This is a genomic window from Streptomyces sp. NPDC006463 (genome assembly GCF_042870715.1).
Classification (GTDB): Bacteria; Actinomycetota; Actinomycetes; order Streptomycetales; family Streptomycetaceae; genus Streptomyces.
This window is the reverse complement of sequence record NZ_JBIAHP010000012.1, coordinates 1-13813: the sequence shown is the minus strand read 5'-3', so window position 1 is coordinate 13813 and position 13813 is coordinate 1. Positions and strand designations below refer to the sequence as shown.

General features: G+C 70.4%; 13 protein-coding genes. 5 read left to right on the top strand and 8 right to left on the bottom strand.

Features of this window, described 5'->3' with window-relative positions; genetic code table 11:
• Positions 1–8 precede the first annotated feature (8 nt).
• Positions 9–2426 carry a galactose oxidase-like domain-containing protein gene (locus ACFYOB_RS22290; RefSeq protein ID WP_388562014.1) on the top strand — a complete coding sequence of 806 codons (2418 nt, stop codon included), beginning with the start codon at positions 9–11 and terminating at the stop codon, positions 2424–2426.
• Here ACFYOB_RS22290 and ACFYOB_RS22285 read toward each other — a convergent pair.
• On the bottom strand, positions 2423–2929 hold the full coding sequence (locus ACFYOB_RS22285) for a hypothetical protein (protein WP_388562012.1): 507 nt from the start codon (positions 2927–2929) through the stop codon (positions 2423–2425). The two genes, ACFYOB_RS22290 and ACFYOB_RS22285, sit on opposite strands and share 4 nt — an antisense overlap.
• A 32-nt stretch (positions 2930–2961) precedes the next feature.
• Complete coding sequence (locus tag ACFYOB_RS22280; RefSeq protein ID WP_388562010.1) at positions 2962–3636, bottom strand: hemolysin III family protein; 675 nt, start codon at positions 3634–3636, stop codon at positions 2962–2964.
• 211 nt (positions 3637–3847) lie between these two features.
• Here ACFYOB_RS22280 and ACFYOB_RS22275 point away from each other — a divergent pair, with 211 nt between their 5' ends.
• Entirely contained in the window at positions 3848–5668 is a 1821-nt protein-coding gene (locus ACFYOB_RS22275) for a phosphoenolpyruvate carboxykinase (GTP) (protein ID WP_388562008.1), read from the top strand.
• Between the two features lie 110 nt (positions 5669–5778).
• Here the strand turns inward: ACFYOB_RS22275 and ACFYOB_RS22270 are convergent, their stop codons facing one another.
• Genes ACFYOB_RS22270 through ACFYOB_RS22255 form a run of 4 tightly spaced genes read right to left on the bottom strand, consistent with a single transcriptional unit; the run spans position 5779 to position 10319 of the window.
• A complete protein-coding gene (locus tag ACFYOB_RS22270; RefSeq protein ID WP_388562006.1) occupies positions 5779–6423 on the bottom strand; it encodes a hypothetical protein in 645 nt (214 codons plus the stop codon).
• Positions 6410–8029 (bottom strand): substrate-binding domain-containing protein, encoded by a 1620-nt coding sequence (locus tag ACFYOB_RS22265; protein ID WP_388562004.1) that lies wholly within the window; start codon positions 8027–8029, stop codon positions 6410–6412. Before ACFYOB_RS22265 ends, ACFYOB_RS22270 begins: the two co-directional genes overlap by 14 nt.
• On the bottom strand, positions 8026–9222 hold the full coding sequence (locus ACFYOB_RS22260) for a toxic anion resistance protein (protein WP_388562002.1): 1197 nt from the start codon (positions 9220–9222) through the stop codon (positions 8026–8028). Before ACFYOB_RS22260 ends, ACFYOB_RS22265 begins: the two co-directional genes overlap by 4 nt.
• Complete coding sequence (locus ACFYOB_RS22255) at positions 9219–10319, bottom strand: hypothetical protein (RefSeq protein WP_388562000.1); 1101 nt, start codon at positions 10317–10319, stop codon at positions 9219–9221. The genes ACFYOB_RS22260 and ACFYOB_RS22255 overlap by 4 nt, the downstream gene beginning before the upstream one ends.
• Before the next feature lie 143 nt (positions 10320–10462).
• Between ACFYOB_RS22255 and ACFYOB_RS22250 the strand changes: the two genes are divergently transcribed.
• Positions 10463–10870 (top strand): hypothetical protein, encoded by a 408-nt coding sequence (locus ACFYOB_RS22250; RefSeq protein ID WP_388561998.1) that lies wholly within the window; start codon positions 10463–10465, stop codon positions 10868–10870.
• 148 nt (positions 10871–11018) lie between these two features.
• Here the strand turns inward: ACFYOB_RS22250 and ACFYOB_RS22245 are convergent, their stop codons facing one another.
• Positions 11019–11417: a hypothetical protein gene (locus ACFYOB_RS22245; RefSeq protein ID WP_388561996.1), complete on the bottom strand. Its 399-nt coding sequence runs from the start codon at positions 11415–11417 to the stop codon at positions 11019–11021.
• Positions 11418–11505: 88 nt separating this feature from the next.
• Positions 11506–12717 (bottom strand): pyridoxal phosphate-dependent aminotransferase, encoded by a 1212-nt coding sequence (locus ACFYOB_RS22240; protein ID WP_388561994.1) that lies wholly within the window; start codon positions 12715–12717, stop codon positions 11506–11508.
• A 381-nt stretch (positions 12718–13098) separates the two neighbouring features.
• Here ACFYOB_RS22240 and ACFYOB_RS22235 point away from each other — a divergent pair, with 381 nt between their 5' ends.
• Both ACFYOB_RS22235 and ACFYOB_RS22230 read left to right on the top strand, forming a co-directional pair.
• On the top strand, positions 13099–13248 hold the full coding sequence (locus ACFYOB_RS22235; protein WP_388561992.1) for a hypothetical protein: 150 nt from the start codon (positions 13099–13101) through the stop codon (positions 13246–13248).
• Positions 13249–13261: 13 nt separating this feature from the next.
• Positions 13262–13504 carry a hypothetical protein gene (locus ACFYOB_RS22230; protein WP_388561990.1) on the top strand — a complete coding sequence of 81 codons (243 nt, stop codon included), beginning with the start codon at positions 13262–13264 and terminating at the stop codon, positions 13502–13504.
• Positions 13505–13813: the final 309 nt, after the last annotated feature.

Genomic DNA, 13813 nt, shown 5'->3' with positions numbered 1-13813 from the left:
AGCTTTCGATGCGTCTGAAGATCCGGCGGAGGGCAGGGCGGCGGGCCGCCCTGCTGGCCGTCGGGGCGACGACCGCGGGACTGCTGCTCACCGCACCGCAGCAGGCCACGGCCGGCCCGCCCAATCTGCTCACCAATCCAGGTTTCGAGACCGCCGGCGCGCCCGGCGCCGACATGCCGTCCTGCTGGTCCAAATCGGGCTGGGGCGACAACGACTTCACCTTCGCCACCGTCGCCGACGCGCACAGCGGCACCAAGGCGATGAAGGTCTCGCTCACCCGTCGCGTGAACGGCGACCGCAAGGCGCTGGTCACCGAGAACACCACCTGTGCCCCCACCGTCACGCCGGGCAAGCAGTACGACCTCTCCGCCTGGTACAAGTCGAACACCCCGGACGTCTCGGTGACGGTGTTCCGGCGGGAGGCCGCGACCGGGGCCTGGCAGTACTGGACCGATCTGCAGAATCCGCCGGTCAGTGCCGGATGGGCGCGCACGCAGGTCCGTACGCCGGCCGTCCCGCCTGGTACCGACAAGATCGCGTGGGGGTTGTCGGTCTACGGGGTGGGCACGCTCACCACCGACGACTACGCCCTGGAGGAGGTGGGCGCGGCAGGGCCGCAGCCCACCTGTTCGGGCACGGCGGAGGAGTGCGCCAAGGGCAGGTGGGAGGTGATCCCGGCCAAGAACCCGGTGCGCTCGATGCACGCCGTCGTCCTCAAGAACGGCAAGGTGCTGCTGATCGCGGGCTCGGGCAACGACATCGCCCAGTTCAACGCGGGCACCTTCACCTCGGCCGTGTACGACCCGGCGAACGGGTCCTTCAGGACGATCCCGACGCCGGTGGACATGTTCTGCTCGGGGCACGTGCAGCTGGCCGACGGCCGGGTGCTCGTGATGAGCGGCAACAAGGGCTATCCGTCCGCGGACGGCAAGATCGGCTACCAGGGGCTGAAGGACAGTTACGTATTCGACCCGGCGACCGAGGCGTACACGAAGACGAACGACATGAACGGCGGGCACTGGTACCCGTCGGCGACGATCCTCGGCAACGGTGACGTGATCTCCTTCGGCGGCCTGAAGGAGGACTCCACGGGCAACGTGACCGCGGAGAAGTTCTCGGCGGCGCAGAACAAGTGGCTCCCGATGAACGAGGTCAACCAGACCTGGTCGTACTGGGGCCTGTACCCGTCGATGATCCTCATGCAGGACGGGCGGCTCTTCTACTCGGGCAGCCACACCTTCGGCAACAACACGCCCGGCACCGGCTCCTCGGTCTACGACTACAACGCCAACACCGTCACCGACGTGCCCGGGCTGCGCAACAAGGACCAGCGTGACGAGTCGGCGAGCGTCCTGCTGCCTCCGGCGCAGGACCAGCGGGTCCTGACCATCGGCGGCGGCAACAACGAGACGAACCCGGCCGCGAACCGGATCACCGACATCATCGACCTGAAGAAGCCGAGCCCCGCCTACACGGCCGGCCCGGACCTGCCGCAGGGCCTGGTCGACACGGGCGCGGGCAAGCGGCCGCAGACCGGCGCCGAGGGCAAGATGTACGTGTCGGCCGTGCTGCTGCCGGACGGCAAGGTACTGGAGACCGGCGGCGGGCTGCACGACCGGGCCGACCCCGTCTTCGAGGCCTCGTTCTTCGACCCGGTGACCAACACCTACCAGGCGGGACTGGCCGCCGACCCGATCCCGCGGACCTACCACTCGGCGTCGTTCCTGATGCCGGACGGCCGGGTCATGTCGGTCGGCGACAACCCGGGCAACGGCACGTACAACCACAACGTGTCGATCTACACGCCGCCCTACCTCTTCAAGGGACCGCGGCCGCAGATCACCTCGGTGATCGACACGCAGTGGGTGTACGGGGACACGCAGCGGATCACCGTCGACCGGCCGGTCGCCAAGGCGGAGCTGATCCGTCCGGCGGCGGTCACCCACTCGTCGGACCCGAACCAGCGGTTCGTGGACCTGCCGATGACGGTGAACGGGAACAACATCGACCTGAGCGTCACCAGCAACCCCAACCTGGCGCCGCCCGGCTGGTACATGCTGTTCGCGGTCGACGCGAACGGCGTCCCGTCGATCGCGACCTGGGTCCACCTGGGCGGCGCCCCGGCGCTGGCGGCCGCCGAGGAACAGCCCGCCGCGCACGAGCACACCTTCGCCGACAAGCTGGGTCCCGCCAAGGACAACGCGGCTGAGCGGGACTCCGTCCCGGTCGCGCCGAGCGTGGCCGGCTGCGACCGCCACTACGGCACGGTCAACCTGTGCGTACCGACCCGCTTCCCGGCGGAGGTGAAGGAGACGACGAAGGCCCGCTGCGACTGGCTGGCCGCCCACCAGTACCCGCAGCGCATGAAGGTCAACGGCAGCGATCCGCTGCGCCTGGACCCCGACCGCGACGGGTACGCCTGCTAAGCGGCAGTCCGCGCCTCGCCCCGCCGCAGTTCCCCGGCGGTGAGGGCGAGGCCGGCGGTGGCGGCCAGCAGGATCGCGGGGAGGACCAGGAACAGACGCCGCTCACCGGAGGCGACCTCCTCGTACTGCTCGCGCGAGACCTCGACGCGCGTGCGCGTCAGCGCGCTCGTGTCGAAGACGGAGTACCGGCCGTCCACGATCTGCGGATCCTGCATGTCCCCGGTACCGGACAGCCCGACGAGGACGGCACCAGCGAGGAGCAGCGCCGCGAGCGCCCCCTGCACCGCACCCGGCAGACACCGGAAGGCGAGCCAGCGCAGTCGCCTGGTCGCCCCGGCCCGCATCGAGCGCACCACGGCGGCGACGCCGAGGGGAAGGACGAGCAGGAGTCCGGCGGCCATGAGCCCGCTTGAGCCCGGCAGCGCCGGGGCCGCGGCGGCCAGCAGCAATAGCGCGCTCAGTGCGCCCGCGAGCACGCCGTGCAGCTTGAAGGTCCACCCCATGCGGTCACCTTGGCAGGCCCGCGCGGGAACGGCTAGTGAGAATACGCGGCGAGCGAGATGCCGACGTAGTGCGCGACGAAGGCCGCGAGGGTCAGTGAGTGGAAGACCTCGTGGAAGCCGAAGAAGCGGGGGGAGGGGTTTGGTCGCTTCATCCCGTAGATGACCCCTCCCGCGCTGTACAGCAGGCCGCCGACGATCACCAGGACCAGGACTGCGATGCCGCCGGTGCGCATGAAGTCGGGCAGGAAGAAGACCGCGGCCCAGCCCATGGCGATGTAGCACGGGGTGTACAGCCAGCGCGGCGCGCCGACCCAGAAGACGCGGAAGGCGATGCCCGCCGCGGCGGCGAGCCATACCGCCCACAGCAGCGTCCGGCCCGTGGAGGGCGGGAGCAGCAGGACGGTCAGCGGGGTGTAGGTCCCCGCGATGATGAGGAAGATGTTGGCGTGGTCGAGCCGCCGCAGGATGGCCTCGCCGCGCGGCCCCCAGGTACCGCGGTGGTAGACCGCGCTGACGCCGAAGAGCAGGCAGGCCGTGAGGATGTAGACCCCGCAGGCCACGCGCGCCCGGGTCGAGTCGGTGAAGGCCATCAGGGCCAGCCCCGCGACCACCACGGCGGGGAACATTCCTAGGTGCAGCCAGCCGCGCATCAGCGGCTTGGCCTCCGGCTCCGGTGCGGCGGCGGCGTCAGAAGTCATGGGCGACATGCTACCTACGGGTCCGTAGGTTTCCCTCGGTGCTCTTTACGGAAGATTGACGGACGTGGCGATGCTCACGTGAGAGGCCCTCTGGACATATGCGCACATGCACCGGATGATCAGATGAGTGCGGTCGACACCGGATGAGCGGAGCGCGAAGCGTCCGGGTCGCAGCCCCCACGGGGCCTACACCAAACAAACCCCTCAACAAGGAGCAATCGTGGCGCGCGACAACGCGGCTCCCACCATCCCGACGACTCACCAGGAGCTGATCTCCTGGGTGGACGAGATCGCAGCCCTCACCCAGCCGGACCGCGTCGTCTGGTGCGACGGCTCCGAGGGCGAGTACGAGCGCCTGTGCGAGGAGCTCGTCGCCAAGGGAACGTTCAAGAAGCTCGACGAGACGAAGCGCCCGAACTCCTACTACGCCGCCTCCGACCCCTCCGACGTCGCGCGCGTCGAGGACCGCACCTTCATCTGCTCCGAGAAGGAAGAGGACGCGGGCCCGACCAACCACTGGAAGGCCCCGGCGGAGATGAAGGACATCTTCGCGGGCGAGAAGGGGATCTTCCGCGGCTCCATGAAGGGCCGGACGATGTACGTCGTCCCGTTCTGCATGGGCCCCCTCGGCTCCGAGCTCTCCGCGATCGGCGTCGAGATCACCGACTCCGCCTACGTCGCGGTCGCCATGCGCACCATGACCCGCATGGGCAAGCCCGTCCTGGACGAGCTCGGCACCGACGGCTTCTTCGTCAAGGCCGTCCACACCCTCGGCGCTCCGCTCGCCGAGGGCGAGGCCGACGTCCCGTGGCCGTGCAACACCACCAAGTACATCTCGCACTTCCCCGAGACCCGCGAGATCTGGTCCTACGGATCCGGCTACGGCGGCAACGCCCTGCTCGGCAAGAAGTGCTACGCCCTGCGCATCGCCTCCGTCATGGCGCGCGACGAGGGCTGGCTCGCCGAGCACATGCTGATCCTCAAGCTCACCCCGCCGCAGGGCGAGGCCAAGTACGTCGCCGCCGCCTTCCCCTCCGCCTGCGGCAAGACGAACCTGGCCATGCTGGAGCCCACGATCTCCGGCTGGACGGTGGAGACCATCGGCGACGACATCGCCTGGATGCGCTTCGGCGAGGACGGCCGCCTCTACGCGATCAACCCCGAGGCCGGCTTCTTCGGCGTCGCCCCCGGCACCGGCGAGCACACCAACGCCAACGCCATGAAGACGATGTACGCGAACACCGTCTTCACCAACGTCGCGCTCACCGACGACGGCGACGTGTGGTGGGAGGGCATGACCGAAGAGGCGCCCAAGCACCTCATCGACTGGAAGGGCAACGACTGGACTCCGGACTCGCAGACCCCGGCAGCCCACCCCAACGCCCGCTTCGCCGTCCCGGCCTCCCAGTGCCCGACGATCGCCCCCGAGTGGGAGGACCCCAAGGGCGTCCCGATCTCCGCGATCCTCTTCGGCGGCCGCCGCGCCTCCGCCGTGCCGCTGGTCACCGAGTCCTTCGACTGGAACCACGGCGTCTTCATCGGTTCGAACATCGCCTCCGAGAAGACCGCCGCCGCCGAGGGCAAGGTCGGCGAGCTGCGCCGCGACCCCTTCGCCATGCTGCCGTTCTGCGGCTACAACATGGGCGACTACATGGCCCACTGGGTCAAGGTCGCCGCCGACAAGGACCAGGCGAAGCTCCCGAAGATCTACTACGTGAACTGGTTCCGCAAGAACGACGAGGGCAAGTTCGTGTGGCCCGGCTTCGGCGAGAACAGCCGCGTCCTGAAGTGGATCGTCGGCCGCCTCGACGGCACCGCCGAAGGCGTCGAGACCCCGATCGGCATCCTGCCGACCAAGGAGTCCCTCGACCTCGACGGCCTCGACCTCCCGGCCGAGGACCTCGACTTCCTCCTCACGGTCGACAAGGAGGTCTGGCGCGAGGAGGCCGCCCTGGTCCCCGAGCACCTGAACACCTACGGCGACCACACGCCCAAGGAGCTGTGGGACCAGTACCACGCGCTCGTGGAGCGCCTGGGCTGAGCCAGGACGCGCCCTGAAGAAGGGCCAATGAACGTGGGAGCCCCCGACCAAGCGGCGCCCACCGCTGTGGGAGCCCCCGACCAAGCGGCGCCCACCGCAGCACCGGCCTGTCAGGAGCGTCCGCGCTCCTCCAGATAGGTCGTGTGCGTCTGCTGACGGCCGGCCTCCACCTCGTGGAGGCCGGCCGTCACGCGTTCCGCCTCGTCGTACAGGACCACCAGCTGCCGCTCCAGGTGCCGCTCCGGCGACTCGGCGCCCGACGTCATCCGGGTCCACCAGCGCGTCCGGTTGTACGTGTCCACGCACTCCGGGACGTCCAGCCGGATCGCCCGCGACAGTGCGTGCACCCACTCCGGCTCGGCGGCCAGCGCATCGGCCACCCACCCCGGATCGAGCAGGGCCGCGTACAGCTCCATCAGCTCGGCCAGCTTCCCGCCCGCCGCCGGCGGCAGGTCCACCTCGGCCAGGTACTCGCGCAGCCGCCCGAAATCCTCCCGTACGACACCCAGCTGCTCGGCGACGTCCGGGTAGTGCGGCGGATCCACCCGCTCCGGCGGGGCGATCAGCGCGCCCGCGCCGTACAGCCCGGCGACCACCACCGGCCAGAACGAGCCGCCCACCCCGGCGAAGCTCAGGCCCAGACCGGCCACCCCGCAGGCGGAGCCGGCCAGGTTCTTCTTCGACTCCAGGTAGTTGAGAAAGCCCGTGCCGAGCGCCCTGCCGACGGCCGCACCGGCCGCTCTATTGGTAGCCACGGATCTCCTCGAAGGCTCCGTTCAGCGAACCGTTCCCGTCGGTGGCGTCGAAGAGCCGCCCGCCGGTCAGTTCGGTGATGTGGGTGAGCTCCTTGCGGTCCGAGTCCCCGAACAGCACCGCGAAGACCGGGGTGTGCTTCTGGCCCTCCGGCAGCGCGGCGTAGAAGGAGTCGAAGTGCTTGGCTCCGACGCCCTCGGTGTTCTCGCCGTCCGTCATGAGCACGATCGAGGTGAACGCGTCCGTGCCGCCCTTGCCGAGCTGCTCGTACGCCGCCTCCAGGCTGCTGTAGACCGCCGTACCCCCCTCCGGCTGCAAGGACTTCACATCGCCCCGGATCGCGTCCAGGGCCGGCCCCGGATTGCCGGGCTCGACCACGTGCGTCCGCACCTTCTTCACCGTGGACCCGAACGGCAGGAGCGTCACCTCCTCGCGGTCCCGGAACCGCTCCCCGGTCCCCGAACTCCCGCTGCCCGTCAGGTCCGTGAGCGCCGCCTCCAGCCGCCCGATGCGGTCGTCGTCGGACATCGAACCCGAGGTGTCCAGGACGTACACCGTCCGCGAGGGCCGCCGCAGCTCGTTCTCGTACGAGGCCAGCAGCCCGTCGGCGACCGCGAGCGAACCGGGGAACGGCAGCTCGCGCCGCTTCTCCCCACCCAGCCCGGGGGCCGGTGCCACCTCGGCCGCGACCGGCCGGCGGAACGTCTTCCCGGTGATCTCCTGCTGCGCCTGCGCCCCGCGCAGGTACTCCGTCAGCGCCCGGCCCGACTCGCGGGCCCCGGCCGGGGCCGAGGTCAGCAGGGCCAGCGGGTAGTGCGCGGTGACCACGCCGTCACGCGGCCGGATCACCGTCAGCGGAGCCTTCGCGTCCCGGTTCATCGAGAGCAGCACCGACTCGTAGTTCACCAGCGCGTCCACGTCCGAGCGCTGGGCGTAGGCGGTGGCCAGCCAGCCGGAGGAGCCCGAGGTCAGCTTCTGCCCGGCGAAGAACTCCTTCAGCCGGGGCGCGGCCGCCTTCACGTCCGCGTCCGTCAGCGCCGCCTGCGCGCCCGACAGGCCCGAGGCCACCGACACCAGCGCGGAGAAACCGGAGTTCGAGCGCACCGGGTCGGTCATCCCGTACGTCAGCCTGCCGCCCGCGACTGCCTCGTGCACCGCCGACCAGGTGACTTCCTCCGGCTTCCAGCCGAGCCGGGCCAGCGATTCCGGCTTCACGCCGAGGGCGACGGGCGAGGACATCACCGGGGTCTCGTTGGCGAGCTTCCCGGCGGCCTGCGGGCGCAGCCGCAGGTAGTCGTTCGAGGACAGCCAGATCGCGTCGTACTTCCCGTCGGCCTTCCCGGAGGCGACCTGCTCGGCGGCGTCGAGGGTCCCGGACCAGGTGAGGTTCACGGTGACCCCGGTGGCCTTCTTGGCCTGCTCCAGCACCGGCTGCATGTCGGCGAGCTCGCTGGAGGCCAGCACCCGCAGGGTGCCCTCCTTGTAGGCGGTCGGCTTCGGGTCGCCGGGCCGGTCGGGCCCGTCGGAAGTGCAGCCGCTCGCGCCGACGATCGAAGCGATGACCAGGCCCACGACCAGCCGGCCCCGCCGGTACTCGCGCCGGCTCACTGGGCACCGCCGTCGAGCACACTCGCGGTGCGCGTCCGCGCGAGATGCGCCGAGGCCGTCCGGAGTTCCCCGGTCAGGGACTCCACGGTCGCGGCCATGTTCTCCGTGGCCTGCACCTTGAAGGTGTCGATCGCGTCGAGCGTCTGGTAGATCTGCGCGAACGCCGTCCGCAGGGTCTCCGCGCCCACCGCCGGATCGGCCGCGATCCGCTGGATCTCACCGCTCTGCGTGGACAGCATCTGCGCGTTGCCCCGGATCAGCTCCTCGGTGGTGCCGCGCAACGCGTTGACCTGCTCGGTCACCTTGCGCTGGTTGTCGAGGGCCGAGGCCAGCATCACGGCGATCCGCAGCGCGGACACCGTGGTGGTCGCGGCCCGGTCGACGCCCTTGATCAGCTCCTCGTTGTTGCGCCGGACCACGTCCATCGCCAGGTAGCCCTGCGCGCACACCGCCAGCTGCGTCAGCAGGTCCTGGTGCTTCTGCCGGACGGGGAAGAGCACGTCCGCGCGCATCGCGTCGGCCTGCTGCGGGTCGGTCCGCTCGGCCTCGGAGATCCGCTGCTCGACTGCGATGTCCAGGGCCTCGGTGAGGACCGCGTACTCCTGGAGCTTGCCCATGGTCTCCCAGAGCCGCGAGCGCTCGGTGTGCAAGGCCGCGTTGTCGCGGCGCAGCTCGTCCTGGCCGCCGCGCAGCGCGCCCACGATCTTGTTGAGGGTGGCCTGCGAGGAGGCGTACTTGGCCACGTGGTCGCGGAACCTGTTGCCGCCGGGCAGCTTCGCGAGCAGCTTGCCGACCCCCTTGGCGGGCGTGTCCCGCGGGTCGATGTCCTCGACGGTGCGCCGCAGTTCGACGAGGGAGCCGGCCACCCGGGCCTGCGCGTCGCCGCCCCCGTCGGAGCCGAGCGAGCGCACGGCCCGCTCCAGCATCCGGTTGGACTGCTGGGCGGCGGAGCGGATGTCGGCCGAGCCGAGCCCGGCGATCTCGCCGATGCGCTGCGCGAACTCGGGGGAGCGGGTGTCGATCCCGGCGAGCGTGCCGACGTACTCCCCGGCGCGGCGGGCCATCTCGTCGCGGACGCCGTCCTGGAGCGGTACGAGGCCCGCTGCCTGCTCCTTGCGGACGGGCGCGACGGGCTCGGGAGCGGTGAGGACGAGCGGGCCGTCGGCTCCGTCGGCGGTTGACGTCAGTGTCACGGTGCCTCCTGGCCCTTGGCGCGTGCGGCCAGCGCCATCAGGATCTTAACGGTGGGTGTGCCGACCTGGCGGATGCCGGTCAGCCCCGGGTTGAGGTACGCGGCGTGCGGCGCGGTGGCGGTGGTGAACTCGGGCACGCCGTCCTGCGGGCGGAACCCGTGGCGCAGGGCCAGCTCGCGCAGCTTCGGGTCGGTCGCGAGGAGGGTGCCGAGCGCCTTGGCCTTGTCGCTGAGCGGCACGAAGGTATGCGCCGTGTTGACCGTGGTGTCCGGGTAGAGGACCACCATGTCGTCGACGTTCCCCCCGCCCTGCTTCTGCAGGAGCAAGGACGCCACCTGGGACTCGTAGACGAGGATGAGCGGTTCGCCGCTGCCGCTGATGAAGGCCCGGAAGGGGTCGTCGGTGCTCGGCTCCAGGGCTCCCTGGACGGAGATCAGCTTGCGCATCAGCGGGGCGGTGCGGGCGATGCCGGCGTCGTCGGATACCACGTTGTTGCCGTTCGCCACGTTGGAGGTGGCGGCGAGGAAGAGGGCGCCGGAGTTGGAGGTGGCCGGGTCGGTGGTCTTGATGAACACGGTGCCGGTCAGCTCGGCGTGGGCGGAGGATCCGGGCAGCTGCTGCCAGGTGCGGTCCTCGGCGGCGGCCTTGAGGAAGGGGCCCATGAGGAGGGTCCCGGTGTTCTTGCCGGTCGTCTTCGCGAGGCCGTTGTCGGCGAGGACCTTGGCGGCGTTGGACCGGGCGATCACGACGAGCGGGGAGTAGAAGGGCTTGGTCTCCTGCGCGCCCTTGACCCCCGCTGCGGCTTCCACCTCCTTGGCGGGTTCACTGCTGCCGGGGAAGGCGAAGTCGAGCTTCTTGAGGTCGAGCTGGTCCATCGCCCAGGAGCCCGATGTCTCCGTCTTCACTTCGTAGTTCTTGGCGGCGAGCGCCTTGACGACGTTCGGGTCGTGGAAGAATGCGGACTTCTCCGAGCCGATGACGCCGTTCACCACGGTCTTCGTTGCCGTGGGGTCTGGGTCGTGCCCCTGGAAGAAGGCGATGAAGAGCACGCCTCCGAGGAGGAGCACACCCAGGACGATTCCTAGGATGCGTCTCACGGGTGCAGAGTGCTCGCGGAAACCCACATTCCGCGACGAGTCGAATGAACGTCAGGTGTCCAGGCGGTCCCACTTCGAAATGCTGTGTGAGCCCGTGGGTGCTGGTAGGAGGGGCAGCCGCCCGGGAGGATCTGGGCATGGGCGTGAGCGCATTGAAGTGGCAGGGCTGGCTGGTCGGCCTGGTGACAGTGGCCGGGCTGCTGGTGTTCGCCCCGCTGGGGCTGTACGTGTGGGCAAGCGGCGAGCCGCCCCGCGAGGTGGTGGAGGACGTACGGGCCCGGGTGACCGGGTGTCGAATCGATCCGGCGAGCCGGCGCGTGGCGGCGATGGTGGAGGCGACGGGCCAGGGCTCCTACGTGGTCACGGTGGAGTTCCGCGACCGGGAACACGCCGAGCCGGGCACGCGGGTCGCGCAGGCCCTGGTGAAGATCCCGGGCATGGCCCCCGGAACGCCGGAACGCGCCGAGGCGGTCGGCCCCGTCTGGCCGGCGGCGACGGTCCCGTGGTGCGGGGTCGCGGGCGTGGTCGCGATGGAGCAGCTGGAGCCTTGAGCGAAGCCCCAGTGGCGGCGGCGCGCCCGGACCGCACGGGCAGGGGCGCAGCCGGAGGTGACCCCGCCGGGGCCGGGCTCCGTCCGCCGGGCTCCCCGCAGGGGTATGGCGCCCGGTCCGGAGCCTCCGCGGCCCCGGACCGGGGCCGTCAGAGGGCGCCGGCCAGGTCCAGGGACTTCAGGGCGGCGGCGTGGGCGTCCATGCGCTCGGCGGCGAGGATCGCGGCGGTGGTGTCTGCGCGGGACGCGGCGACGAGGAGCGCGCGGGCGGCGAGGTCGTGCGCGCGCTGGTGCAGGGCCGCGCCGTCCCCGGCAGGCTCCTGCTGCGGCGCTCGGGCGGGCTGGGCCCCCCGCAGCCGCGCGACCTGTGCGGCGATCCTCGCGGCGTCCTCGGCGAGCCCGAGCTCGTCGGTGACGGCGAGCAGGGCGGCGAGGTGCCCGGCGAGCTGGATGTCCAGCGCTTCGCCGCGGCTCCGGTGCGGATAGTCGGCGGTCGGGTTGCCGCCCACGCGGTGGACGACCGACTTGGTGCGGATCGGCTCGTACATGAGGTGGCCTCCTGCGTGGTCAGGAGACCATCCTACATTGGATCCGTTCTAAAGTTGAGCTCAATCCTATTGTCTGACTCGCGTGGCGCTAGGGCTGGCTGTAGCCGTCGAGGAAGTTCCCGATCCGCGTCACGGCATCGGCCAGGTCCACGGCGTTCGGGAGGGTCACGATCCGGAAGTGGTCGGGCTCGGGCCAGTTGAAGCCCGTACCGTGCACGACCATGATCTTCTCGGCCCGCAGCAGGTCCAGGACCATCTGCCGGTCGTCCTTGATCTTGTAGACGGCCGGGTCGAGCTTGGGGAAGGCGTACAGCGCGCCCTTCGGCTTCACGCAGGTGACGCCGGGGATCTGGGTGAGCAGGTCGTACGCGACGTTGCGCTGCTCCAGGATCCGCCCGCCGGGCAGGACCAGGTCCTCGATCGACTGCCGGCCGCCGAGCGCGGTGGCCACGGCGTGCTGCGAAGGCATGTTCGCGCACAGGCGCATGTTCGCGAGGATCGTGAGGCCCTCGATGTACGAGGAGGCGTTCTGCTTCGGGCCGCAGACCGCCATCCAGCCGGCCCGGTAGCCGGCGACGCGGTAGTTCTTCGAGAGCCCGTTGAAGGTCAGCGTCAGCAGGTCCGGCGCGATGGCGGCGGTGTTGGTGTGGGTCACGCCGTCGTAGAGGATCCGGTCGTAGATCTCGTCCGAGCAGACGACCAGGTTGTGGCGGCGGGCGATGTCCGTGAGCCCGCGCAGCATCTCGTCGTCGTAGACGGCGCCGGTCGGGTTGTTCGGGTTGATGATCACGATCGCGCGGGTGCGGTCGGTGATCTTGCGCTCGATGTCGGCGAGGTCCGGCATCCAGTCGGACTGCTCGTCGCACCGGTAGTGCACGGCCGTGCCGCCGGCGAGCGAGACGGAGGCGGTCCAGAGCGGGTAGTCCGGCGCCGGGACCAGCACCTCGTCGCCGTCGTCGAGCAGCGCCTGCATCGACATCTGGATCAGCTCGGAGACGCCGTTGCCGAGGTAGATGTCCTCGACGTCCAGCTCGATGCCCTTGGTCTGGTAGTGCTGCATGACCGCGCGGCGCGCGGAGAGCAGCCCCTTCGCGTCCCCGTACCCGTGGGCGGTGCCCAGGTTGCGGAGCATGTCCTCAAGGATCTCCGGCGGGCACTCGAAGCCGAAGGCCGCGGGGTTGCCGGTGTTGAGCTTGAGGATGCGATGACCTGCCGCTTCGAGCCGCATCGCCTCTTCGAGGACGGGGCCGCGGATCTCGTAGCAGACATTGGCGAGTTTCGTTGACTGGATCACCTGCATAACGGGAGCTTACGGGGCTCCCCGTGAGCCCGCTGGGGCATTTCAGCCGAACATGAAGGCAGATATGTCCCATTTCGTGCGATGGGTGGGTGGCGACGGGCTCCGCCCTTGGAAACGGGGGCCACGCCGCCGTTCCGGCCTGCGGAATGGGTGAGGGGCGGGTGAGGGCCGAGCGCGGATGTTGCGCTCGTCACCCCTGGGGGTGAAGCCCGGGAGAAGCGCGAGGGTGAGCCCATTGGGCTGAGTGCGCGGGCTAAGGGGGGGGCTGAGTACGTGCGCCGAGTACGTGCGCCGAGTACGTGCGCCGAGTATGAGGGCTGAGTACGTGCGCTGAGTACGCGGGCTCATGCGTCGGGGGGTGGCGGTGGGGAGGCTGGGGGCGTGAGTCAGGGCGAGTGGAAGCCGGCGGACCACCGCCTGGGCGTCGAACGGGTCGGTGCGGTGATCACGGCAGTGGCGGGTGGCCTCGTGATCGCGGGAGCGGTCTTCGTGGCGTTCCTGCTGTTGCTGCTCGTCGGGTACAGCCAGTGAGGGGTGCGAGGCAGTGGAGTTCGTAGTCGGTGACATGGCGATCACCACGGTCGGTACGGACGGTGACGACCGGGCGATCGAGTTCTCCGTGACGCGGCGAGGGGGCGATGCCCAGGAAGCGCACTTCGTGATCCACCGCGACCACGACGAGGGCTGGGAAACCGCTCGCCTCACCGTCGACCCGCGGGTGGGCGCCATCGGCATCCCCGTGGCCGCGGTGGAGTGGGCGGTGGAGTTCGCCCGGGAGTACCTCTGAGGGGGGCTTCGGGGGGTGGGTGTCCGCGGGGCGGGGTCGGGGCGGGGCGGGGGTGCGGGGCGGGGGCTTCGGGTGGGCTGCTGTTCTTGGGCGGTGGCAGGGATGCGGGGCGGGGGTTTCGGGTGGGTTGTTGCCCTTGGGCGGGATCGGGGATGTGGGGCGGTGGCTTCGGGGGCGGGACGTCCACGGGCGGCATCAGAGATGCGGGTCGGGGGCTTCGGGCGGGTTGCTGTCCCTGGGCGGGATCAGGGAGGGGCTGGGGGTTTCCCGTCCGTCCCATCGTCTTCCGGGTCGGGCCGGTCCCTCAAG